Below are 21,828 nucleotides of genomic sequence, written 5' to 3'. Positions count from 1 at the left end.
AAGCCGTCGTTCTCGTCTAGACGCCATTATTACCGATCTCCGCGCGGTCGCGGGTCTCGACGCTTCCACCGTCGAGCTTGACGCGAATTTCCGAATCCAGCTGAGGTGATGGCTGCCTGGAAAGCACCAGTGTCATATTGCTCGTTTCGTCTTCCGGCAGTTCGAAGATGAAGATGCCTGAGGTCGGCAGGCCCGGCTGCAAGTCCCTGGATGGCAGAAGGCGAGGGGCACCATCGGCACGATGGGTCTGCCGGTAGGAGCGGCCGGAAGCTCCTTCAATCGCCGCGGCCTGGATGGTCATCGTGTCATATTTCGACTGCAGCTCGACACTGACGATCAGCCAGACGCCGTCGGTCTGTCGCTCGACCGGCTTGCCGTAAGAGGTGAATGCGATCGTTTTCGCGCGCAGGAGCTTGGCGACCTTGACGCTGAACGTCTTGCTCGACACGGTGTCCTTCTGCGGTCCCGACGTTTCGATGGGACCGGTTAGGACGGCGTAGCTCGGTGTCGTCGATTGCAGGAAAGCCAGGAGCAGGGCGGTCACGCCGACGAGCAACACGGAAAGCAAGAGACGTGTCAAGGATTTGCTCCTTGCCCCGCCGAAAGCGGCAAGCCGACGCGCGCCACGTCGTTCGGATTGAGCCAGCCCGGCGCGGCATAGAGATTGTCCTTCGGCTTGTAAGTGGTTCCCACGATCGCGACATTCAGCACTTTGGGAAGCGCCTGCGTCGCGGGCAATTGCCAGACGACCTTGACCTTTTCCGGCATCATCGGCTGAAGGTCCCAAAGCAAATCATTGTCCCGGACGAGATAGAATTGCGGGACCGGCGGATTTTCGAGATTTTCGAGCTTCAGCGTACCCCGATAGGAATTCGAGCTTTCCGCCGTCATGTTCTCAAGGGTCAGATCGAGTGTCAGCGCTTTCTTGCCATCGGGAAGGTGTCGGCCATCCGGCGTTTCGGCAGCGACGCGGCCGGAATGAAGCGTCACCATCCATTGGCCGGCATCGACGGGTTTGCCAGACGCCACCTGTGCCACTTCCGCTTCTTCGCGGGTTTGGTAGATCGAATACCCAAGCGAGAGTGCGCCCGCCAGAAGGCCGCCGATACCGGCGATGATCCGTGTATGGAGCGCCTTGTTGACTTTGCTGATGGCGGACTGATTCATTGCCTGATGCGATCGGGTGGTGACTTTCGCGGCCTGCATCCGAAGAGCGGGCGGCAATCTCTATTTGGTTCAGCCGGTCGATACGGCAAGGGTGGGTGGTGCCGGAGCGCTGGAATATGTGCTGATATCACCGGATAGGCACTTGGTAAATCGATTTGCAAAAGCATTTGCAAATCGATTTACAATGCCGTAGCCTGCGCGCATGACCACAATCGCCAAAGTTGCCAAACGTGCCGGAGTGTCGCCGACCACAGTGTCGCATGTGCTCAATCATGCCGACCGTGTCTCGGCGGATTTGCGCAAGCGCGTTCAAGAGGCAATCGCGGAGCTTGGTTATGTGCCGAACCCGCTCGCCCAAAGCCTCAGGACCGGCCGCACCAATCTCGTTGCCATGCTGATCCCGGATATCCGCAACCCCTTCTATCCGGAGATGGTGCAGGCGGCGCAATCCGATCTCGAGGCGATCGGGGTCGATCTCCTGATCTTCAATACCGATGTTCCCGGAGGCCATTCACAGGAGCACGGCGAGCACTATCTCCGCCAGATCCGTAGCCGGCGCATTGACGGTCTTATCGTCGGCGATTTCGCGCTGCACGGCATGCATGACGCGCTGCTTGAAATCGATCTGCCGACCGTGTTCATCGGCGACCTGCCAAACAAGGCGGTCGACAGTGTCAAGATCGACGATTTCGGCGGCGGCCATCAGATGGGAACCTATCTGGCGAAGAAGGGCCATCGTCGCATAGCGCATCTGACCGGCCCGTCCTTCTTCGCCGAGGCCATGGCGCGCGCCGCCGGATTCGAGCAGGGCTTGCGTGACAACGGCGTCGAGCCGATCGCCGAACTGCGGCGGGAAGGAAGTTATCTTGGTCCGTCAGGGCAAGAGGCGGTCGATTGGCTTCTGGCAAGCCATGGCGACAACCTGCCGTCGGTGATCTTCTTCGGAAACTACCTGATGGCGGCGGGAGCGCTCGCCGCCTTCTTCGATCGTGGCATCAGCGTGCCGAAGGATATCGGCGTCGCCGTCTTCGGCGACCAGCCGCAGCTCGAATATGTCAGGCCGAGGATTACAAGGGTCGGCAACACGCCGACGCTGCTTGCCCACCGCGCGACCGAGATGCTGCTGGAGCGGCTTTCGGGAGCTTATGCCGGCCCCGCTCGTTCGGACGTGATCCCCTGCAATCTACACGCCTACGATACCGCATGAATTGAGGCTCCGTCACCCGGGAGGAGAGTGGTGACGGTAATGCAAAATGGGAGGAAGTCATGACTGGTAAGGATAAGTTCATCGCCCCCGCCACCCGTCGCGGCGTGCTCAAGAGCGGCGCGATCCTCGCCGCCGGCGCGGCTGCCGGGTTGAGCGGTTTTCCCTACATTTCGCGCATGGCCGTCCGTGCGCAAGGCGCGCCGTTGAAGTTCTGGCAGTTCTACGCGCCGGGCGGCCCGGTCCAGAGCCAGATCGACTGGTTCGAGAAAGCGGTTGCGGCCTGGAACGACAGCCATCCGCAAAAGGTTGAACTCGAATATGTGCCGAACGCGGAATACATCAATGGACCGAAGCTCGCGACCGCATTCGCCTCTGGCGAGGGGCCGGACATCTTCCTGATCTCGCCGGGCGATTTCCTGCGTTATTACAATGGTGGCGTCCTGCAGGACCTGACGCCCCATATCGATGCCAAGGAGGATTTTCCCGAAAGCGTGATCGCCAACCGCATGGTCGATGGCAAGATCTACGGTATTCCGATGGAAGTCGAGCCGATGGCGATGTACTATTCGGTCAAGGCTTTCGAAGAGGCGAAGCTCAACGAAAACGACGTTCCGAAGACCTGGGACGATCTGCTTGAGCTTGCCAAGAAGCTGACGACGCCGAAGCGTTTCGGCGTGCTCTTCGAGACCCAGCCGGGCTACTATCAGAACTTCACCTGGTATCCCTTCCTCTGGCAGGGAGGCGGCGAATTCCAGGGCAAGGACGGCAAGAGCGCCTTCGATTCTCCCGCCACCGTGCAGGCTCTGAAGTTCTGGCAGGATGCCGTCAACTCGGGGGCGGCTCCGCGCCAGGTGATGGGCAGCGGCGCCAATGACACCGTCGCCAACCTCGCCTCGGGCTATTGCGCCATCCAGAATGTCGGCATCTGGGGCATCTCGCAATTGCAGAGCAACGCCAAGGATTTCAAATATGGCGTCTTCCGCCTGCCGACACCGCCAAATGGCAAATATGTGACCGTCGGCGGCGGCTGGGCCTTCGTCGCCAACGCCAAGAGCAAGAATCCGGATGCGGCGGCACAGTTCTGTGCCTGGGCGCTGGCCTCCAAGGATAAAGGCTCCGTTCAGCGCGTCGCCGATTGGTGCACCAAGGGCAAGTCGGACATGCCACCCCGCGAAAGCGCTCTTGCCGCCGGCGGCGATGCCTTCAAGACCGGCATGATCGGCAAATTCGCCTCCGATGTCTATCCGGGCGCGCGTGCCGAACCGCGCGTGCCGCCAGAGGTCTACAAGATCATTTCCGATGCGATCCAGCAGACGCAGCTCGGCGGCGCCGATCCTCAGGCGGCGGCAACCTCGGCCTCGCAGCAGCTCGACGCGTTCCTTGGTTCCTATAGCGGCGCGCCGATCCTTTAAAAGAAACGTCGGCCGCCGCGGCAATCCGCTCAAGCGGCCGTCTCTCCTTCCGGGACGAGATCATGACGACAATTGCAGATGCGACGACAAGCCATGCGAATGGCAGGCGCAAAGGCCTTTCCGCCCGGCATCGCGAGTGGATCGCGGGCTACCTCTTCGTATTGCCCGACGCCCTCGGCCTCTTTCTGTTTCTCGGCGTGCCGATGCTTCTGTCGCTCGCCCTGAGCGTCTATGAAGTCAACGGCTTCGGTGGCTACAATTTCGTCGGCGCCAAGAACTATATCCGCATGTGGCACGACCCCCTGTTTTGGAAGGGAGCGAGGGTGACGGCGCTTTATGCCGTCATGCTCGTGCCCTCGCTTTACGTGACCGGTCTGGGGCTGGCGCTTCTCGTGCAGCAGACCAACCGTTTCAATGCCGTCATGCGGTCGATGTTCTTCGCGCCAAACATGGTGAGCCTCGTGGTCGTCGCCCTTGTCTGGCAATTCATGGTGATCGACAAGATCGGCGTCGTTGGTCAGACCATGGCGAACCTCGGTCTTCCCGCTATTTCATTTCTCGGCGATCCGAATTTCGCATTGATCACCGTCGTGCTTGTCAGCGTCTGGTTCCTGATGGGCTTCTATATGCTGATCTTCCTAGGTGGCCTGCAGGACATACCAAAGGAGTATTACGAGGCGGCGATGATCGATGGCGCCGGCCCGGTCAAGCGTTTCCGATATATCACGCTGCCGCTCTTGAAGCCGACGAGTTTCTTCGTTCTCATGGTGTCGATGGTTGCCGCCGTTGCCGGTGCCCAGGCCTTCGACATCATCTACGTCATGACCAAGGGCGGCCCGGCCAATTCGACGGCGGTGCTGATCGTCTACATCTATCAGCAAGCCTTTTCTTTCGGCGCCTTCGGCTATGCGGCCGCGATGTCCTCGATCTTGGTCATCGCGCTCATGGCCGTAACAGCCATTTTCTTCGCCGTCACGCGCGGAGGACGTTTCGATCATGCCGAATGATGCCTCCAACGCCTATCTCGCGCGATCGCAGGTAACGCTGGTGCGCTGCCTATGGATGCTGATCGCTGCCATCCTGGCGCTGATGACGCTGTTCCCGCTGCTCTGGATGGTCTCGATCGCCTTCAAGCCGGCAGCCGAATCCTTCTCCTCATCGCTGATACCGGAAGCGCCGACGCTCGACAATTTCATCTATGTGCTGACGGGCGTGCCCTTCATGCGCTACATGCTCAACAGCTTCCTTGTGTCGGCGACGGTGACGATGGTCGCGCTGTTCTTCCACACCATGGCTGGCTATGCGCTCGCGCGCCTGCGCTTTCCAGGCCGTGAGATCATATTCCTGGCGATCTTCTCGACCTTTCTCGTCTCGCTGCCGGTGGTGATCGTACCGCTCTTCATCATCGTCAAGGCGATGGGCATGATCAATTCCTACGCGGGGCTCATCATTCCCGCGATCTTCAACGCCTTCGGCATCTTCCTGCTGCGGCAGTACTATCTTTCATTGCCGCGCGAGATCGAGGAGGCGGCGGTGATCGACGGCGCGGGTTACTGGCGGATCTATTGGAGCGTAATCCTGCCATTGAGCCGGCCGATCATGTCGGCGCTCGCTATCCTGTTCTTCCTCGCCAACTGGAATTCCTTCCTCTGGCCGTTGACGATCACCTCCAATCCGAGCCTCTGGATGGTGCAGGTCGGCATCGCCAACTTCAAGAGCCAGTATTCGGCTTCCTGGAACTACATGATGGCGGCCTCCACCATCGTCGCCATCCCCACTCTCGTCCTCTTCGTGATTTTCCAGCGGCAGATCATGGACTCGCTGAAGACCAGCGGCCTGAAATAGCCGTTTTCCTCAAGACAGGAGACATCTATGAGCAATCTCGGCCTTTCACCCTTGCGTGGGCTGGCTAAACTGCGCGAAGCAAGGACGCGCCGCTTTTCGAGCTACGACCGCACCGGCGGCAACGACGACCGCTTCCATATCGAGCCGGGAAAGACGGAGGTGATCGCCGAGCACTCGGGCGCCGGCATCATCACCCATATCTGGGCGACGCTTGCCTGCGAGAGCGAGAATTTCCTGCGCAAGATCGTGCTTCGCGCCTACTGGGATGGCGAGACGGCGCCGAGCATCGAGGCACCGATCGGCGATTTCTTCGGCATGGGTCATGGCCGCACGGCGAATTACGCCAGCCTGCCGATGCAGGCGAGTCCCGAAGACGGCAAGGCGTTCAACTGCTACTTCCCCATGCCCTTCGGCTCGCACATGAAGCTCACGGTGACGAACGAGGCCGAACACGACCTGCTATTCTACTATTATGTCGATCTCGAGCTTCATCAGACGCTAGAGGAGGACATGGGACGCTTCCACGCGCAATATCGCCAGTCTCAGCCGCAAGGCATGAGCGACACGGGCCTCACCAACGAGGAGTATCTCTTCGGCGGCGAGAACGCCGACGGCAAGGAAAACTACACGATCCTCGAGGCCGAAGGTCGCGGTCACTATGTCGGCGTTCTCTACAATGTTTATTCGCGCCGCCGCTCCGAGGTGTGGGATTGGTACGGCGAAGGCGATGACATGATCTTCATCGATGGCGAACAGGGGCTCTCGGTGCCGGACACGGTGCGCAAGCCCGATCCGCGCATCGGGCCGAAGGCGGGGCTGATCGAACCGCGAGATGAATCCACATCCGGTGCCAACGACGCCTGGCCGCCGACGCTGCACGGCACCGGCACGGAGGACTATTTCAATACGGCATGGTGCCCGACCCAGGAATACAGCGCGCCTTATCATGGCATCATCGCCGCCGGCGGTCCAAACTGGACCGAGCCGGTGACGCTCTACCGTTGGCATATCGAAGATCCGGCGATCTTTCAGAAGCACATCCGCGTGACCATCGAGCACGGCCATGCCAACCGACGCTCCGACGATATTTCCTCGGTCGCCTTCTGGTATCAGGCCGAGCCGCACAGGCCGTTCGGCGCATTCCCCGAGGTCGCGGAGCGCGTGCCGACCTTCCGCCGGCCATTCAAGGAAATGGAGATCGCCGTGAAGAAGGCGAGGGGCTGAGAGCGGCAGCCTGAACTTCACTACAATCGCTATTCCATGCCTTGATTTTGCACAAATGCATCCCTAAAAGAGGTCATATGTGACCTTTTAGGGATTCGCCATGACAACGATCAGCTTAAAGGATGCCAAGGCGTCATTTTCCCATGTCGTCGATCAGGCTGCCGCCGGTGAGTTCGTGACGATTACGCGCCACGGGCGCGCTGCAGCCGTCGTCGTCAGTGTGAGGGCGGCCGAGGCGGCAAGAAAGGCGATCCGGAGCGGCCGGCCGAGCCTGGTGCAATATCTGAAGACCTTTCCGGGTGATTTCGATCCTAGCGATGATGTTTTCTCAAGAAATCCCGCTCCCTCTCGTGAGGTCGATTTGTGAGCTTTCTTCTCGACACCAACGCGATCTCCATGTTCGCCCCCTCCAAGGCAAGTGCATCGAACACGTTTGCCGAATGGGTGGATGACCAGGATCGGCGGGACGCAATCTATCTTTCTGCGTTGACTATCCACGAGATCGAAAAGGGCGTTCGGTTATTGGAAGCAAAAGGTGCGAAGACAAGGGCAGCAGGGATTCACACTTGGCTACAAGGGCTAATTGCCGGGTATGGTGATCACATCCTGCCCGTCGACAAGGATGTTGCGCTTGAATCCGGAAGGCTCGAGGCGAAGGCGGTCATTGCCGGGCATAATCCAGGCGCGGCGGATGCAGTCATCGCAGGAACGGCAAGTGTTCATAGACTCGTCGTGATCACAGCCAATCTCAAACACTTCCTACCGTTTGAAATCCCCGTCCAGTCGCCAGACCAACTCGCGCGCTAATGCTCCGGTTTGAATAGAGCGTCCTGGCAATTGCAAAAACAGCAAGCTGGAGCACATGGCTTGGTAAGCATGCGCTACCGGCATTTCCCTTTCATGCATCAAAGAGATCCTGTGGATTCAACCTGAAAGCGGGATGCTCTCGTGCGAATGGATGAATTGAAAAAGCGCTGCGTTAGGGCGCTTTATGTATCGGGCGCGAAACGTAAGAGGACGGTTTCTTTCGCCGCGTCGGGTTAATGCCATAGGCGAGTTGCTGGTCTCATGCGTCTCATACTTGTCAATGATGTTTCGATCGTTCGCGGTGGCGCGACCAAGGTGGCGCTGCAATGTCTCGAGGCAAGCAGGGATGCCGGGCTGACATGCGCCATGCTGGTCGGTGATGATGGCGAGGGCCTCAAGCCGCGCTTTGCCGACATCCGCACGGTCGCGCTGGGCGAGCGCGCCCTTCGGGAAGGCCCGGCGACCGTCGATATCCTCGCGAAGAACTACAATCGGCGGGCCTATGAGGCGATGGAGGGCCTGCTTCGGGAATCGGATGAGGAAACCGTTGTCCATGTACATGGCTGGTCGCAGATCCTCTCGCCCTCGATTTTCTATGCGCTTGCCAGGCATCGGGTCAAAGTCATCGTCACGGCGCATGATTTCTTCCTGACCTGCCCGAATGGCGGCCTTATCAATTTCCGCAGCGGCGAGGTTTGCGACATCAAGCCGCTATCTCTCGCCTGCCTGACGACCAATTGCGACAAGCGCAGTTATCTCCATAAGCTTTGGCGCTTCCGCCGCACCCTGACACAGCAGGGGGTCGGCGAGAGGTTCTGGAGCCAGGTGGGCATCGTCCTGGCGCATGAGAGCATGGAGGCGTTTCTACGCACTGGCCCCTTCCGGCATTTCACGACGCTGCGCACGCCGACGCAGCCATTGACGCCGGCGCCCGTCGAGGCGTGGCGCAACCGCCGCACTGTTTTCCTCGGTCGCATGTGCTGGGAAAAAGGGGTTCAGACACTGGCGGACGCGCTCAACAAGAGGGGCAGGACGGCAACGCTGATCGGGCGTGGGCCATTGCTAGCCGAGATGCGGCGGCTGTTGCCGCATTGCCATGTGCCTGGCTGGCTAAGCGACGAAGAGGTGAGCGAGATCGCTGGCACAGCGCGCGTTTTCGTCATGCCGTCGCGCATGCCGGAGCCTTACGGCCTGGTCGCCGCCGAAGCATTGATGTCCGGCATCCCGGTCATCGTCAGCAGCAATGCGTTGATCGCGGCGGAGGTCGAGGAGAATGGCGCCGGCCTGGTTTTCGATAGCGGCGATGCGGATTCGCTGGCCGAGAAATTGATGGCGACGGATGACGATCGATTGATGCGGCGGCTGAGCGAAGGGGCATTGGCCCTTGGCCGCCGCATCGCGCCGAGCAGGGCGGAATGGGGGCGCCGCATGGTGGATATCTATCTGGGACGGGGCGATTTTTCCGCATAGTGATTGGGGGGAGACGATGGTGCGCGCATTGGTGACTGGTGGTTGCGGTTTCGTGGGCCGGCATCTTGTCCGGCGGCTTCTTGCCGAGGGCTTGGATGTCGTCTGCGTCGATTCCCTGGTCGCGGGAACGGGCGCGCTGCATCCGGAACTGTGGCAGCGGCTTCGGCGTTCACGCTTCACCTTTTGCGAAGAGGATTGCCGGACGTTCTTCGCACGGCCTCCCGAACATTTCGACTATGTCTTCCATCTGGCCGCGCTCGTCGGCGGTCGCTTGACGCTCGAGACGCGCGCGCTCGACGTCGCCGAGGATCTGGCGGTCGATGCGGAACTGTGGCAATGGGCATCGCGCGCCAAACCCGGTTCGGTCATATTTTTCAGCTCCAGCGCGGCCTATCCGGTGTCGCTACAGACCGTCGCCAATCATCGGCTGCTGTCGGAGGAGATGATCAATTTCGACGCCGCCGTCGGTGTCCCCGATCTCAGCTATGGCTGGGCAAAATTGACCGGCGAATATCTGATGAAACTCTATGTCGAACGCTACGGCCGGCGGGCCATCGCCTACAGGCCGTTCAGCGGCTATGGCGAGGATCAGGATCTTGCCTATCCTTTCCCGGCGATCTGCCGCCGCTTGCTTGCGGAAAAGGGCGCTCCCGAGGTCTTCGTCTGGGGCTCGGGCCGTCAGTGCCGGGATTTTATCCACATCTCGGACTGCATCGACTTCATCTGGCGGACCAGGGAGCTGCTTCCAGACGGGGCAAGCCTCAATCTATCGACCGGCACCGCGACTTCCTTCATCGAACTGGCCGAGACGATCAGTCGGCGGATCGGCTGGCAGCCGGCTGTCAGCGGGCGATCGAATCATCCGGAAGGTGTCTTTTACCGTTGCGGCGACACGGCCCTGCAACGCTCCTACGGACTGACCCCCACGGTCGGTCTGGAGGAGGGGATTGCGCGCATGCTCGCATATCTTCAGGCCGAGCAGGCGTCATACGCAGTCGCCATCTGACCCCATCACCAATCATGGTTGTCACGTCCCGTCGATGAGGTCCGGGGCTGACCGGTTGTGCCCCATCTGAATTCGGCGGCCCACCGCGATCGCTCAGGCCACGCGTCAATTCGACCTCGGGATCATCCACCGATCTGACGAACCGCGAAATAGTGCTTGCGCGTCTCTTATAATTAGGTAAGTTACCTAACAAATGGATCGGGACGCATGATTGCTGGAATTGATATTGGCGGAACCAAAACGCAGCTCATCGCCGAGATGAATGGCGAAACCGTTGGCGAAAGAGTCGTCCACACCGCTGAATGGCGCGCTCGCGTCGATCATGATGCGGATGCGCGGGCCCTCGTTTCGCTGCTTGTGGCGACGACCGGAGCCATCCCAAAGATCACGGTCGTCGGCGCGCATGGCTGCGACAGCGACGAGGATCGGCTTGGGCTGCAAGCAAGGCTCGCCCGGCACTTGCCCGGCGCCGTGCTGGTCCTCAACGACTCCGAGCTGTTGCTGCCGGCGGCGGGCAAGTCGACTGGCATTTCCGTCATCAGCGGCACCGGTTCAATTGCGGTCTCGCGCGATGCCGCGCGCAGGATGATCGCATCCGGCGGGTGGGGGTGGTATCTGGGTGACGAAGGAAGCGCGAGCGGTCTTGTGCGGGAAGCGGCCCGGACCATCCGATTTGCGCTAGACCAGGGCCAACCGCTTGATCTCCTCGGTCGCAGCCTCATCGAGGCCCTTGCGATATCGTCGCCGATAGAGATCGGGCGGGCGTTGGGCGAGATCGGATCGGCAGCCGGCATAGGCCGCTTCGCGCCGCTCGTATTCGAGGCGGCGGATGCCGGTTCGCGATATGCCAACAAGGTCATCACGGAGGCGGGTGCCTCCCTTGCCGAGCTCACCGCGCAATTGCTGGAACGTGGCGCGCCGCGTGGCGATGTCGTTACCGGCGGCGGCGTCATTGCCCGTCAGCCGCGGCTTCTGGCGGCCTTCAAGACCGCCCTCAGTGACCGCTTGCCCGATCTGACGCTGACCCTTCTCGACGAGCCGCCGGTGGCGGGGGCATTGGTGCTCGCCCGCAAGCTCAGTCGTGGTGACCTGCCGGCCACCTTGCCGCCGCCGCATCTCGACGGCGAGCTGAAAACCGCTGATGATTGGAGAGCCGCATGACCTCCCGGAAGATCATTCCCGCACGAAACTGGGGGCAGAGATTGATCGCGGTCGTGCTGATCGCTGTCGTCGTATTGCTGGCGTTCATGGTCGCCACCAGCCGTCACATCGCCTGGTCGGCCATACCGCAATATATCTTCGACGAGACGATCCTGGATGGGGTCAAGCTGACCATCCTGTTCACCGTCTTGTCGATGATCATCAGCATTGTTGCCGGCGCCATCCTTGCCACGATGCGGCTCGCGTCCAATCCGGTGCTGTCCGGTTTCGCGAGCCTCTATATCTGGTTCTTCCGCGGCACGCCGCTGCTGGTTCAGATCATCTTCTGGTTCAACATCCAGCTCTTCATACCGAGTATCGATGTCGGATCGATTCATATCGACACCAACTCGATCGTCACGGCTTTCGTCGCGGCGCTTCTTGCCCTCAGCCTCAATGAGGCGGCCTATATGGCGGAGATCATTCGCGGCGGACTGCTCGCCGTCGATAGCGGCCAGCATGAGGCCGCCAAGGCGCTCGGTTATACGCCCGCCCAATCGATGCTGCGCATCATCTTTCCCCAGGCGCTTCGCGTCATCATCCCTCCGATCGGCAACCAAACGATCTCGATGCTGAAGACGACCTCACTCGTCTCCGTCGTTGCGGCCCAGGACCTGCTGACGCGCGCGCAGAACATCTATGCCAGGAACTTCCTGATCATCGAACTGCTGATCGTTGCCAGCATCTGGTACCTCGTGATGACCACGATCGCCTCCGCCATCCAGCTCGTCATCGAGAGCCGGCTTGGAAAATCCACGAACCAGGCGCCTGGCCTCCTGCAAGGCGCCCTGCGCCTCATGGGCGCGGAAGGGAGAAACGGATGAGTGCTCCTGCAACATCGTCCTCGGCAAGGGCCCTCGTCCAGGCGATCGACGTCCACAAATCCTTCGGTTCGCTCGAAGTGCTGAAGGGCATCAATCTCTCCGTCGACAAGGGCGAGGTCGTCTGCCTGCTCGGTCCCTCGGGAAGCGGGAAATCGACCTTCCTCAGATGCATCAACCACCTGGAGCGAATGACGGCGGGCCGCATTCTCGTCGACGGCCAGTTGATCGGCTATCACGAGCGCGGCGATGCCCTGCACGAGATGAGCGGCAAGGAGCTGGCCGTGCAGCGGCGCGACATCGGCATGGTGTTTCAGCGCTTCAATCTTTTCGCTCACCAGGACGTGCTGACGAACATTTCGCAGCCGCCGATGCTCAATCGCGGCAAGCCGCGCGAGGAGGCTCTGGCCCGGGCGCGGGAGCTCCTGAAGATGGTCGATCTCGAAGGCCGCGGCAGCGCCTATCCCTATCAGCTCTCCGGCGGCCAGCAGCAGCGCGTGGCGATCGCCCGGGCATTGGCGATGAGCCCGAAGCTGATGCTTTTCGACGAGCCGACATCCGCGCTCGATCCCGAACTCGTCGGCGAGGTGCTGAACGTGATGCGCAAGCTCGCGGCGGACGGCATGACGATGATCGTGGTGACGCATGAGCTTTCCTTCGCCCGCGACGTCGCCGACCGTATCGTATTCATGGATCAGGGTGTCGTCGTCGAGGAAGGGCCGGCGCGCGACGTGCTCGACAATCCGCGGCAGGAAAGAACCCAGGCGTTTTTGAGACGGATGCACTGACTGGCAGGCACCGCGACAAGGCCGCACGTCCTTCACGTGCACGAGCAAAAAAGGGGAATGACAATGACAGGGAAGACAAAGCTGACAATCACCTTCGCCTTGGCGACCATGCTCGCGAGCTCCACGGCCTGGGGCGCGGGCGTCGACCAGAAACTGCACGCCATGCTGCCCGAAAAGATCCAGTCCTCGGGCGAGATCAAGGTCGGGACGGAACCGCAGACACCGCCCTACGATTTCTACGGCGAGGACAATAAGACGATCATCGGCCTCGAACGCGATCTTCGCGACGAGATGGGCGCGCGTCTCGGCGTTAGGTTTACCGACGTGCCGGCGCAGTTCGCCAGCATCATTCCCGGCATCCAGGCCGGCCGTTTCGATATGGGCATGTCCGCCTTCGGCGATTTTGCCGAGCGCGAGAAGATCGTCGATGTCGTCAACTACATGCTCGAGGGCACCAGCATCATCGTGCTGGAGGGCAATCCGAAGGGCGTGCACAAGCTGAAGGACGCCTGTGGGCTCAATGCCGGCGCGGTCCAAGGCTCGATCCCGCTTCAGCTCCTGGACAAGCAGAAGACGCTCTGCCCGGCCGATAAGCCGCTTAACGTCATGCAGTTTCCCTCGAACGACCAGATCAAGATCGCGCTGCAGAGCGGTCGCGTCGATCTTTCCATGGATACGACGGGCGTCGCGGCCTACAGCCTCCAGCATCAACCGGCGGGTAACAAGAAACTGGAGCTCCTGACCGGTGCCCAATATGCGGTGGGCTACCAGGCAATGCTCGTCGGCAAGGATGATCCGAAGCTGCGCGATGCCCTGGCGGCCACCATGCAGTCGATGATCGACGACGGCTCCTATGCCAAGATCTTCGAGAAATGGGGCCTTGGCGAGAACAAACTCGACAAGGTCACCATCAACGATGCGGCGCGCTTCGCCGACTACATGAAGCTGGATTGAGATCGGCCAATCCGCAGGCGGCCGCTACTTACGCGGCCGCCATTCCTTGCAACGAAATGGGAATGATCATGACAGACAGAGTGCCTTACCGCGAAGCGATCGCATTGCAGCCCGCTGCCCTCAACACCTGCTTCAATGCCGTCTCCAAACGGCTCGAAACGCTCGATCTGGAGCCGGTAAGGCGTGGACCGACGGTCCTCGTCGGGATCGGCGCCAGCCTCTATGCGGCCGTCGTCGCCGCGGCGCAGATGCGCGCGCAGGGCCTGCGCGCCTTCGCCCTGCCGGGTACCGATCTCCATGACCCATCCGTCGATGCCGGCGAGGCCTATATCGCTTTTTCCGCCTCCGGCCGCAGCGAAGAGCCGGCGCGCGCGATGGAGCTCCGTCCCAACGCCCATTCCTATGGTATCGCCAAGGCGGACGGCACCCCGATTTCGCGGGTCGTGAAGCATATGATCGCAACCGAGAGCGGCGCGGATAGCGGTCCGAATACGACAAGTTATCTCGGATCGCTTCTGAGCGCGGCCTTGCTCATCGACAAGGCCGGTCGCCCGTCCGGCGCGAATTGGCGGGAGCTTTCAGGTCGCGCCGAGGCCGTATTAACCGAAACGCGCGCCCAGGCCGACAAGGGAGCCAAGTTGCTGGCCGGCAAGACGTCAATCGATTGCGTTGGTGCGGGCACGGCACTCGGCACGGCCGGCTATGCCGCGCTCCTGATCCGCGAGGCCGCGCGCGTCGCCGCCCAGGATTGGGATACGCTGAACTTTCTCCATGGGCCGATGGAGCCGAACGACAGGGATAGCGGCGTGCTGTTGTTCGGCAACGGTCGCGAGGTGAAGCTGGCTCGCGATCTCGCCGGCTTCGGCATTCCCTCCGTCCTCGTCACCGCGCGGACCGATATCGCGGATGCCGACAATCTCGTCGTCATCCATGTGCCGGCCTTCTCCGAAGGCATTGGCGATGCCATTCTGCAGGCAATTCCCGCGCAGTTGCTGATCGCGACGCTCTCGGAGGATGCCGGCCTGCCGGTCTGCGAATTCCGCTACCGTCAGACCGATACCAAACGCGACATGTGAACCTCTCAGATGCTGATGCGACCCACGGTCAGCGCATTCGGATAAAGGAAGGCGGCCTTGCCTTCCTCTCCTAAAAGTCTCGCCATGGCGAAGTCGATGGCGAGGCGCACGGCGCCAAGAACGGTCGCCTGGTTCGATAGCTGGCCATTGACCACTTCCACAGGCCAGCACAATTCCCTCACCACATCCCTCACGCCCGGCAGCAATTGCGGGTTCTGCCCGACGCCGCCGCCAAGCACGATCAGTTGCGGATCGAGCACGCTGACGCAGGCGGCGGCCAGGTTTCCGACATCGCGGGCGTGCTGCTCGACAATGGCGCGCGCCGTGCGGGATTGTTCCATGCGGGCAAAAAGCTCGCTGGTGCTTTTCGGCGGCGCACCTTCGTTTTCGGGCCAATCTAGCGCCGCGCGCTCGAGAAGGGCCGTGGATCCCATATAGGTTTCCACTTGCTGCCATTTCGGCCGCTCATGTTGCGACCACGGAAAGGGCAGGTGGCCGATTTCGCCGGCGCCACCCTTAAAGCCCCGGAAAAGCCGGCCGTCCAGCACGATGCCCATGCCGGTCTTCACGCCGATCTGCATGTAGATCGCGAAGGAATACTGTTTTGCCGATCCTTCGTGATATTCGGCAAGGGCAGCGCAGTTGACGTTGTTTTCAAGCAATACGGGCGCGGCGTAGATGGCCTGCAAATGTTCCAGAACGGGTATCAAGGTTTCGCGGCCGGACATTCTCTCCAGCGATGCGGAAATGATGTTCGGCAGGGCGATCGCGATTGCGCGCAACGGCGTCGATCGGGCCTCGAACTGGGAAAGCAATCGTGTGACGACATCTTCTATCAGACGAAACCGTTCATCGGCGGATTTGTCGACAAGCGGCATTTCTACGGTCGCGAGTGTTGTCCCGTCGAGGCCGCGGGCAATGGCGTTGATATGGGTCGTGCCGCAATCGACGCCGACGACGAAGCCCGCCTTTGGTCCTAGACCGTAGGTGACGGAGGTTCGTCCGATCGAGCCGCGATTGATGCCGACCGGCGCGAGCAGGTCGTGCCGTTCAAGTTCGCTGACGGCCGCCGACATGGTGGGTTTCGAAAACATCAGCGCCGCGCTCAATTGCGGTCTGGTCGCGGGGCCGCTGCTCGCGATGGTTCGCAGCACGGCCCGCGCGCTCTCCGTCAGCGGCGGCGCGTCAATTCCGGTCTGTTGCCAAGCTGTACTCAAAGGACACCCGGGGCAGTGAAGTCATTCGTAAAGCTCCCTTACCATCGGTGTCATGAAATTGACAGTCATATCCTATTGAAAAATATCGATTTGCTCGAACGGTCGCATGCGAATGCCATTCTGTCAGATGGCGGTAAAGCCGTTGTCGACGAAGAGGTGGATGCCGTTGACGAAGTTGGACTCGTCGGAGGCCAGATAGAGTGCGGCGCGTGCCACATCCTCGGGCTCGCCGATGCGTCCTTGCTGGGCCGCGATCGCCGCATCAGAGACATCGACGCCGAGAGCCTGCAGCTCCGCAACCTCGCGCAGCCCGTGCGGCGTGCGGATGAAACCGGGACAGACGGCGTTGCAGCGGATATTGCGATCGCGGAATTCCACCGCGATGGCGCGGGCGAACATATGAACCGCTCCCTTCGTCGTGTCATAGAGCACCTCCATCGGTGTCGCCGCGACGGCGGAGATCGACGAGGTGCAGACGATGGAGCCGCCGCCGGCGGCGATCATGCCCGGCAGCACCGCCTTGGTCATCAGGAACATCGAGCGGACGTTGACGCCGTGCAGCCACTCCCATTCCTCGAGCGTCGTTTCGAGGAATGGCTTGATGACGATGGTGCCGGCATGGTTGAACAGTACGGTCACGGCGCCAAAGCGGCCCTCGATGTCCTTGACCGCGGCATTGACGGCCGCTTCATCCGAAACATCGGCAACCCAATGATCGGCGATGCCGCCGGCATCGCGGATTTCGCGCGCGGTCTGTGACGCCGCATCGCCATTTCTGTCGATGATCGCGACCTTCGCGCCTTCGGCCGCGAAAAGGCGGGAGGCCGCACCGCCCATGCCGGTGGCGCCGCCCGAAATGATGGCGATCTTGCCCTTGAGCCTGTCTGTCATGTGTTCCCCCATCCGCCGCGTGTCCAGGACCGGCGCCTTGCGATCATTTTGCGATCCCCTTCGAAATCGTCGAACCTGTCGAGATTATCGCGAAAGATGCGCTCGGTTCCATGGTGAGGCAAGGGCAATCAGGGGGCGGTTCCGGATTACCTCATCGCAGATAGTGAATATGCGGCCGGGAGTGGTGAGGAGAGGCTTCGATCCTTGCCTCGACAGCAAAGACGTTTCTCAGCAGATCTTCGGTCAGCACGGATTCCGGGGTGCCGGAGGCGACTATCCTGCCTTGCTGCATGACAATCAATTCATCGCAGAACATGGCGGCATGATTGAGATCGTGAAGAGCGATGATGCTGGTGACCGGCAGGCCGGCGACCAGCCGCATCAGGCTGATCTGATGCTGGATATCGAGGTGGTTGGTCGGCTCGTCGAGGATCAGTTCCTTCGGCGCCTGTGCCAAGGCGCGTGCGATGTGGGCGCGCTGCTTTTCGCCACCCGACAGGCTCTGCCATCGGTCGTCGCGTTTCTCGCTCATGCCGGCGCGTGCGAGAGCATCTTCGACCGCCTCGTCATCCGCCGCCGTCCAGCCGGAAAACATCGAGCGATGCGGAAACCGGCCGAGCCTCACGACATCGATGATCTTGAGATGGGCGTTGGTGGTGCTGTGCTGCTCGACGAAGGCGATGCGCCTTGCGATCGAACGGCGGGACATCCGTCGCAGATCCTTCTGTTCGAGCGTGATGCGACCGGAATTCGGCCGTTTCAAGCCGGCAAGCAGACGTAGGAGCGAGGTCTTGCCGGAGCCGTTCGGTCCAAGCAGGCCGAGCATCTTGCCCGCGGGCGCCTCGAAGGTGACCCCGTCGACTACGGTCTTTGTGCCGATTTTCCAGATGACGTTGTCGGCCTTGATGCTCATGATGCGCGCTGGAACCGGTAGAGAATGATAGAGAAGAAGGGAACGCCCACCAGCGCCGTGACCACTCCGATCGGCAGAACCTGCTGAGGGATGAGGGCGCGCGAGGCGATATCCGCCAGCACCATGAAGATCGCTCCGACAATGGCGCAGGCCGGCAGCAGCCGGATGTGGAGCGGGCCGACGAAGAAGCGGGCCGCATGCGGCACGACGAGACCAACAAAACCGATCGATCCGACCATGCTGACGATCGTTGCCGTCATCATCGCGGTCAGCGCGAAGAGCCAGATCCGCGCCCGCCCGACATTGACGCCGAGAGACGACGCGGCCTCGTCGCCAAAGGCGAACGCATCCAGCACGCGTGCATAGAGCAGGCAAGCCACGAGGCCGAAACCGACAATGGTCGCGACCAGCATGAATTCCGGCCAGCGGACACCACCGAAACTGCCGAGCAGCCAGAACATCACATCCCGTGCCTGCTGCGCGTTTCCCGACGTCGTCACGATATAGGATGTCGCAGCATTGAACAGCTGTGAGGCGGCGACGCCGGCAAGGATCGTGCGGTCGGCGCCGCCTCGCGTGCCGTTCGAAAGCAGAGCGACGAAGAAGAAGGCCGCGAACGCGCCGGCGAAGGCACCAGCCGAAAGGGAAACCGCGCCCGCGCCGATATTGAGTATGACGATCGCGACCGCGCCGGTCGAAGCGCCCGCCGAGATGCCGAGCACATAGGGTTCGGCAAGCGGGTTGCGAAGGAGCGACTGCATGATCGCGCCCGAGAGCGCCAGGCCCGCTCCACAGAAAGCGGCCACGAGCGCCCGGCTGAGGCGATAGTCCCAGATCACCGTTTCGTGGATGCGGTTAAGTTCGATCCCCGTCCATCCCAGCCTGTTGGTGATGGCATGGAAGGTCGTCGAAAGCGGGATCGGTAGATCACCGATACCGACGCTGACGCCGATCGTCAGGCTGATCGCCGCGAGAGAGGCAAAAAGCAGCAGGCCGATGATGGCGAGCTGCCTCAGGGTTCGATACACGTCGGTCACTTCAGAAGACCAAGCGCCTTCAGCTGCTGGGCGACCTGCTCGGCGCCATAGATCGTCCGGATGGTCGGATTCATGGCCTGGCCGTCCATGACGACAATCGCCTTGTTCTTGACCGCGGCTAGCTGGCTGACGGCGGGATCGGTGGTGAGAAACTTAATCTTGGCTTCAGGCTTGTCGAGCTCCCAGCGATTGCGGTCGAGGCTGGCGACGACGATGACGTCCGGATTGGCGGCTATGATGCTCTCCCAGCCAAGCGTCGGCCACTCCGCTTCGGTGGCAATGGCATTGCGGCCGCCAAGCAGGTCGGCGATATAACCCGAGGGGCTGTTTTTGCCGCCGACATAGGCATCCGCGGATGGCGACGGGCTGGAGAACCAGAAGACATAGGAGAGCTTCTTGCCATCCTTCGGCGCATTCGCGCGCAGTGCCTCTTCCCGCTTTTTGAAATCCGCGATCAGCGCCTGGCCCTTGTCGCGGACATCGAAAATCTGCGAGAGTTCGTCGATTTCCTGGTAGAGCGTGCTCATGTTCCAGACCTGGCTGCGGGCGGCATTGCCGTATTTATCCTGAGAGGCGCCCTGGGCCGGGCAGATGCTGGGGGAAACATAGGTGGGAATATTGAGCTTTTCGAAGTCCTCGCGCTTTGCCACCTTGCTGCTCGGTCCCATCAGGGTCGGCAGCGCGGCAGTGACGAAGTCAGGATTTTCCGAGAGGATCGATTCAAAGGTCGGGAATTCGACCGTCAGCAGCTTGACCTTGGAATTGGCTTCCGCAAGCTGCGGCAGAACCTTGTTGGGCCAGAAGGCGGTGCCGACCATTTTGTTTTCGAGGCCGAGCAAAAGAAGAATTTCGGCACTGTTCTGTCCAAGCCCGATCGCGCGCTCCGGAGCCTTCTGGAACGTGACCTTGGTGCCGCAATTGTCGATGGTCAGCGGATAGCTGGTGGAGGCAGCGGAAGCTGCCGTTGCGGCAAAGGCGAGCGCCGCGCAAAGAGCTGAAACGGTCAAAACTGATTTCAATATCGTCACGAATATGTCCCGGTGGCTATGGTCAGCGCGATCGGACGAAAGCGCCCGCGCGATATAGCCTCGTCGCCCGGTCACAAACAAGAGGAAAAAAGTCATATTATGCTGCGAGCATTTGTAAACTTTGCCCGCCATGCATTCCCGACAGAAGACGTATTTCATCAGCTCCGGTTGGCTGTGTCATCCTCGCGTCCGGGTCTGGAAAGGAGGAGGCGGTTCATCTCTGGAACGAAGCGAACCATTCTGAAGCCTGCCATCTCCGGGATTTTCCTTGAGGCTGTATTTTCAGGATGGGCAAAGGCGCGGACCTCTCGAATCCGCAGTTCCCGGTCCGCCAGCCGTAACGCCGCCGTGACCAATTCCGATGCATATCCGCATCCCCAGGCATCCCGAAAGAAATATCCGATTTCGCAGCCCCAGCCTGGTTCAAACGGATCGTCGTATAGGCGGCCCCAGCCGATGATTTTTGCATCATCCTTTCTGATCACCGTCCAGGGTGCATATCCGTCGCGCCGATGCTGCCATTCATGAACGGCGATCCTGCGACGGCAGGCGGCAGGTGTCGCGTCCACATGAGTGTGCCTCATGGCTTCCCGGTTGCCGAGAAATTCGAACAAGTTGGCGGTATCGGATAGGAGCGAACGGCGGAGCAGCAGCCGCGGCGTTTCGACCTGCGATCCGAAGTTGCTCAAATGATTTCACCTTTCATATGCGAATGTTTCACGAAGCGAACGGCAGGCCGACATGGCCGAGCCTTCAAACCGCCCGTCGGAGGTAGAGGCTACGACTTGCCCAGCCGAAATGGCGTTGAAGAGGGTGGAGAAATGCGATTGGGTGCCTATTTCAATGATCGGGAAATGGAGAGCAGGAGGACCGGAATAATGGCAAAGAATACGATTTGCTTGTGGTACGACAAGGACGCGGAGGCCGCCGCCAAGTTTTATGTCGAGACTTTTCCAGATAGCGCCATGGGCGCCGTCATCCGCGCGCCGGGAAACTATCCGGAGGGCAAGCAGGGCGATGTGCTGGTCGTGGAATTCACGGTCGCCGGTGTCTCCTGCGTCGGCCTGAATGGCGGCCCGGTGTTCAAGCACAATGAAGCCTTTTCGTTTCAGATCTACACCGAGGATCAGGCAGAGACGGATCGCTATTGGAACGCCATTGTCGGCAATGGTGGCCAGGAAAGCGAATGCGGCTGGTGCAAGGACAAATGGGGCGTCTCCTGGCAGATCACGCCGCGTATTCTGATGGAGGCGCTTCGCGAGGGCGGCGATCAGGCGAAGCGCGCTTTCGATGCGATGATGACCATGAAGAAGATCGATGTGGCAGCGATCGACGCGGCCCGGCGTGGCTGAGGACTGAAACGGCTTGCCGAGCACGCATCCCATCCCAAGGTTGCCGAGGTCATGGTGATCTGGGATGGGGGGCGTGCGCGGGGCTATGATTGCTTTTATTCAAGACTCCATTAAATATGCGCTCAGGCATATGAAATCGGCTGTTGTGGATCGGATAATAACAACTTATCCTTGATCGAATGCAGAGGCAGGCCAATGGCGGTTGACTGGTGAGGTTTACAGAGGATGGCCGCACGGAACGCCGCCAGCTGGAATCATTGCAAGGTCACCGCTGTCTTCAGTGGGCGACCTGCACGACCGCGTGATGAACGCCTTGGTCAAGGAATTTGGCTGACCGAACCTGCCAGTCCCCACAAAAGTCGCTTCCGATGCAAAGATTGGCCGCGGGCTGTCATGTGCTTGCGACTGCTTCG

General features: G+C 60.8%; 23 protein-coding genes. 15 read left to right on the top strand and 8 right to left on the bottom strand.

Translation table 11 applies throughout. The features are described 5' to 3' along the window. Nucleotides 1–16: 16 nt before the first annotated feature. Both AC13RC_RS23435 and AC13RC_RS23430 read right to left on the bottom strand, forming a co-directional pair. The gene (locus tag AC13RC_RS23435; RefSeq protein ID WP_145323591.1) at nt 17–580 is read right to left on the bottom strand and encodes a DUF4352 domain-containing protein; all 564 of its coding nucleotides are present in this window, start codon (nt 578–580) and stop codon (nt 17–19) included. After that, nucleotides 577–1,167 (bottom strand): hypothetical protein, encoded by a 591-nt coding sequence (locus tag AC13RC_RS23430; protein ID WP_488558582.1) that lies wholly within the window; start codon nt 1,165–1,167, stop codon nt 577–579. Before AC13RC_RS23430 ends, AC13RC_RS23435 begins: the two co-directional genes overlap by 4 nt. 202 nt (nt 1,168–1,369) lie before the next feature. On the opposite strand from AC13RC_RS23430, the gene AC13RC_RS23425 reads away from it, so the two are divergent. The 14 genes from AC13RC_RS23425 to AC13RC_RS23360 all read left to right on the top strand — a co-directional run bounded on the left by AC13RC_RS23425 (nt 1,370) and on the right by AC13RC_RS23360 (nt 14,977). Beyond that, nucleotides 1,370–2,374 (top strand): LacI family DNA-binding transcriptional regulator, encoded by a 1,005-nt coding sequence (locus tag AC13RC_RS23425; protein WP_488558581.1) that lies wholly within the window; start codon nt 1,370–1,372, stop codon nt 2,372–2,374. A gap of 59 nt (nt 2,375–2,433) precedes the next feature. After that, entirely contained in the window at nt 2,434–3,786 is a 1,353-nt protein-coding gene (locus AC13RC_RS23420; RefSeq protein ID WP_152094532.1) for an ABC transporter substrate-binding protein, read from the top strand. 62 nt (nt 3,787–3,848) lie between these two features. Next, nucleotides 3,849–4,793: a carbohydrate ABC transporter permease gene (locus AC13RC_RS23415; protein WP_113354640.1), complete on the top strand. Its 945-nt coding sequence runs from the start codon at nt 3,849–3,851 to the stop codon at nt 4,791–4,793. Beyond that, complete coding sequence (locus tag AC13RC_RS23410) at nt 4,783–5,631, top strand: carbohydrate ABC transporter permease (protein WP_488558580.1); 849 nt, start codon at nt 4,783–4,785, stop codon at nt 5,629–5,631. The genes AC13RC_RS23415 and AC13RC_RS23410 overlap by 11 nt, the downstream gene beginning before the upstream one ends. Before the next feature lie 27 nt (nt 5,632–5,658). Beyond that, complete coding sequence (locus AC13RC_RS23405; protein WP_113390881.1) at nt 5,659–6,855, top strand: glycoside hydrolase family 172 protein; 1,197 nt, start codon at nt 5,659–5,661, stop codon at nt 6,853–6,855. Nucleotides 6,856–6,955: 100 nt separating this feature from the next. After that, nucleotides 6,956–7,222 (top strand): type II toxin-antitoxin system Phd/YefM family antitoxin, encoded by a 267-nt coding sequence (locus AC13RC_RS23400; RefSeq protein ID WP_488558579.1) that lies wholly within the window; start codon nt 6,956–6,958, stop codon nt 7,220–7,222. Further along, entirely contained in the window at nt 7,219–7,662 is a 444-nt protein-coding gene (locus AC13RC_RS23395; RefSeq protein WP_488558578.1) for a PIN domain-containing protein, read from the top strand. Before AC13RC_RS23400 ends, AC13RC_RS23395 begins: the two co-directional genes overlap by 4 nt. A gap of 261 nt (nt 7,663–7,923) precedes the next feature. Then, on the top strand, nt 7,924–9,132 hold the full coding sequence (locus AC13RC_RS23390; protein WP_488558577.1) for a glycosyltransferase family 4 protein: 1,209 nt from the start codon (nt 7,924–7,926) through the stop codon (nt 9,130–9,132). A gap of 16 nt (nt 9,133–9,148) precedes the next feature. Beyond that, the gene (locus AC13RC_RS23385) at nt 9,149–10,138 is read left to right on the top strand and encodes an NAD-dependent epimerase/dehydratase family protein (RefSeq protein WP_113354645.1); all 990 of its coding nucleotides are present in this window, start codon (nt 9,149–9,151) and stop codon (nt 10,136–10,138) included. Between the two features lie 207 nt (nt 10,139–10,345). Next, nucleotides 10,346–11,299, top strand: coding sequence for a BadF/BadG/BcrA/BcrD ATPase family protein (locus AC13RC_RS23380; RefSeq protein ID WP_113390885.1), 954 nt, complete (start codon nt 10,346–10,348; stop codon nt 11,297–11,299). Next, a complete protein-coding gene (locus AC13RC_RS23375; RefSeq protein ID WP_113390886.1) occupies nt 11,296–12,162 on the top strand; it encodes an amino acid ABC transporter permease in 867 nt (288 codons plus the stop codon). The genes AC13RC_RS23380 and AC13RC_RS23375 overlap by 4 nt, the downstream gene beginning before the upstream one ends. After that, the gene (locus AC13RC_RS23370) at nt 12,159–12,947 is read left to right on the top strand and encodes an amino acid ABC transporter ATP-binding protein (RefSeq protein WP_183813703.1); all 789 of its coding nucleotides are present in this window, start codon (nt 12,159–12,161) and stop codon (nt 12,945–12,947) included. The genes AC13RC_RS23375 and AC13RC_RS23370 overlap by 4 nt, the downstream gene beginning before the upstream one ends. A gap of 63 nt (nt 12,948–13,010) precedes the next feature. Continuing rightward, nucleotides 13,011–13,901 carry an ABC transporter substrate-binding protein gene (locus AC13RC_RS23365; RefSeq protein ID WP_183813701.1) on the top strand — a complete coding sequence of 297 codons (891 nt, stop codon included), beginning with the start codon at nt 13,011–13,013 and terminating at the stop codon, nt 13,899–13,901. A 68-nt stretch (nt 13,902–13,969) separates the two neighbouring features. Next, the gene (locus tag AC13RC_RS23360) at nt 13,970–14,977 is read left to right on the top strand and encodes a phosphosugar isomerase (RefSeq protein WP_113420134.1); all 1,008 of its coding nucleotides are present in this window, start codon (nt 13,970–13,972) and stop codon (nt 14,975–14,977) included. Between the two features lie 5 nt (nt 14,978–14,982). Here AC13RC_RS23360 and AC13RC_RS23355 read toward each other — a convergent pair whose 3' ends face one another. The 6 genes from AC13RC_RS23355 to AC13RC_RS23330 all read right to left on the bottom strand — a co-directional run bounded on the left by AC13RC_RS23355 (nt 14,983) and on the right by AC13RC_RS23330 (nt 20,752). Then, the gene (locus tag AC13RC_RS23355) at nt 14,983–16,194 is read right to left on the bottom strand and encodes an ROK family transcriptional regulator (RefSeq protein WP_488558576.1); all 1,212 of its coding nucleotides are present in this window, start codon (nt 16,192–16,194) and stop codon (nt 14,983–14,985) included. 123 nt (nt 16,195–16,317) lie between these two features. Beyond that, on the bottom strand, nt 16,318–17,085 hold the full coding sequence (locus tag AC13RC_RS23350) for an SDR family NAD(P)-dependent oxidoreductase (RefSeq protein ID WP_488558575.1): 768 nt from the start codon (nt 17,083–17,085) through the stop codon (nt 16,318–16,320). 151 nt (nt 17,086–17,236) lie between these two features. Further along, a complete protein-coding gene (locus AC13RC_RS23345; RefSeq protein WP_488558574.1) occupies nt 17,237–17,998 on the bottom strand; it encodes an ABC transporter ATP-binding protein in 762 nt (253 codons plus the stop codon). Beyond that, complete coding sequence (locus AC13RC_RS23340) at nt 17,995–19,035, bottom strand: FecCD family ABC transporter permease (protein WP_113390891.1); 1,041 nt, start codon at nt 19,033–19,035, stop codon at nt 17,995–17,997. Before AC13RC_RS23340 ends, AC13RC_RS23345 begins: the two co-directional genes overlap by 4 nt. Then, entirely contained in the window at nt 19,032–20,063 is a 1,032-nt protein-coding gene (locus AC13RC_RS23335; RefSeq protein WP_488558573.1) for an ABC transporter substrate-binding protein, read from the bottom strand. Before AC13RC_RS23335 ends, AC13RC_RS23340 begins: the two co-directional genes overlap by 4 nt. Before the next feature lie 158 nt (nt 20,064–20,221). Continuing rightward, entirely contained in the window at nt 20,222–20,752 is a 531-nt protein-coding gene (locus tag AC13RC_RS23330; RefSeq protein ID WP_488558572.1) for a GNAT family N-acetyltransferase, read from the bottom strand. Between the two features lie 189 nt (nt 20,753–20,941). On the opposite strand from AC13RC_RS23330, the gene AC13RC_RS23325 reads away from it, so the two are divergent. Next, nucleotides 20,942–21,415: a VOC family protein gene (locus AC13RC_RS23325; protein WP_113333372.1), complete on the top strand. Its 474-nt coding sequence runs from the start codon at nt 20,942–20,944 to the stop codon at nt 21,413–21,415. Nucleotides 21,416–21,828: the final 413 nt, after the last annotated feature.

The sequence above is a fragment of the Martinezella sp. CNPSo 3890 genome (genome assembly GCF_057784455.1).
This window is presented reverse-complemented; position numbering and strand designations above follow the sequence as displayed.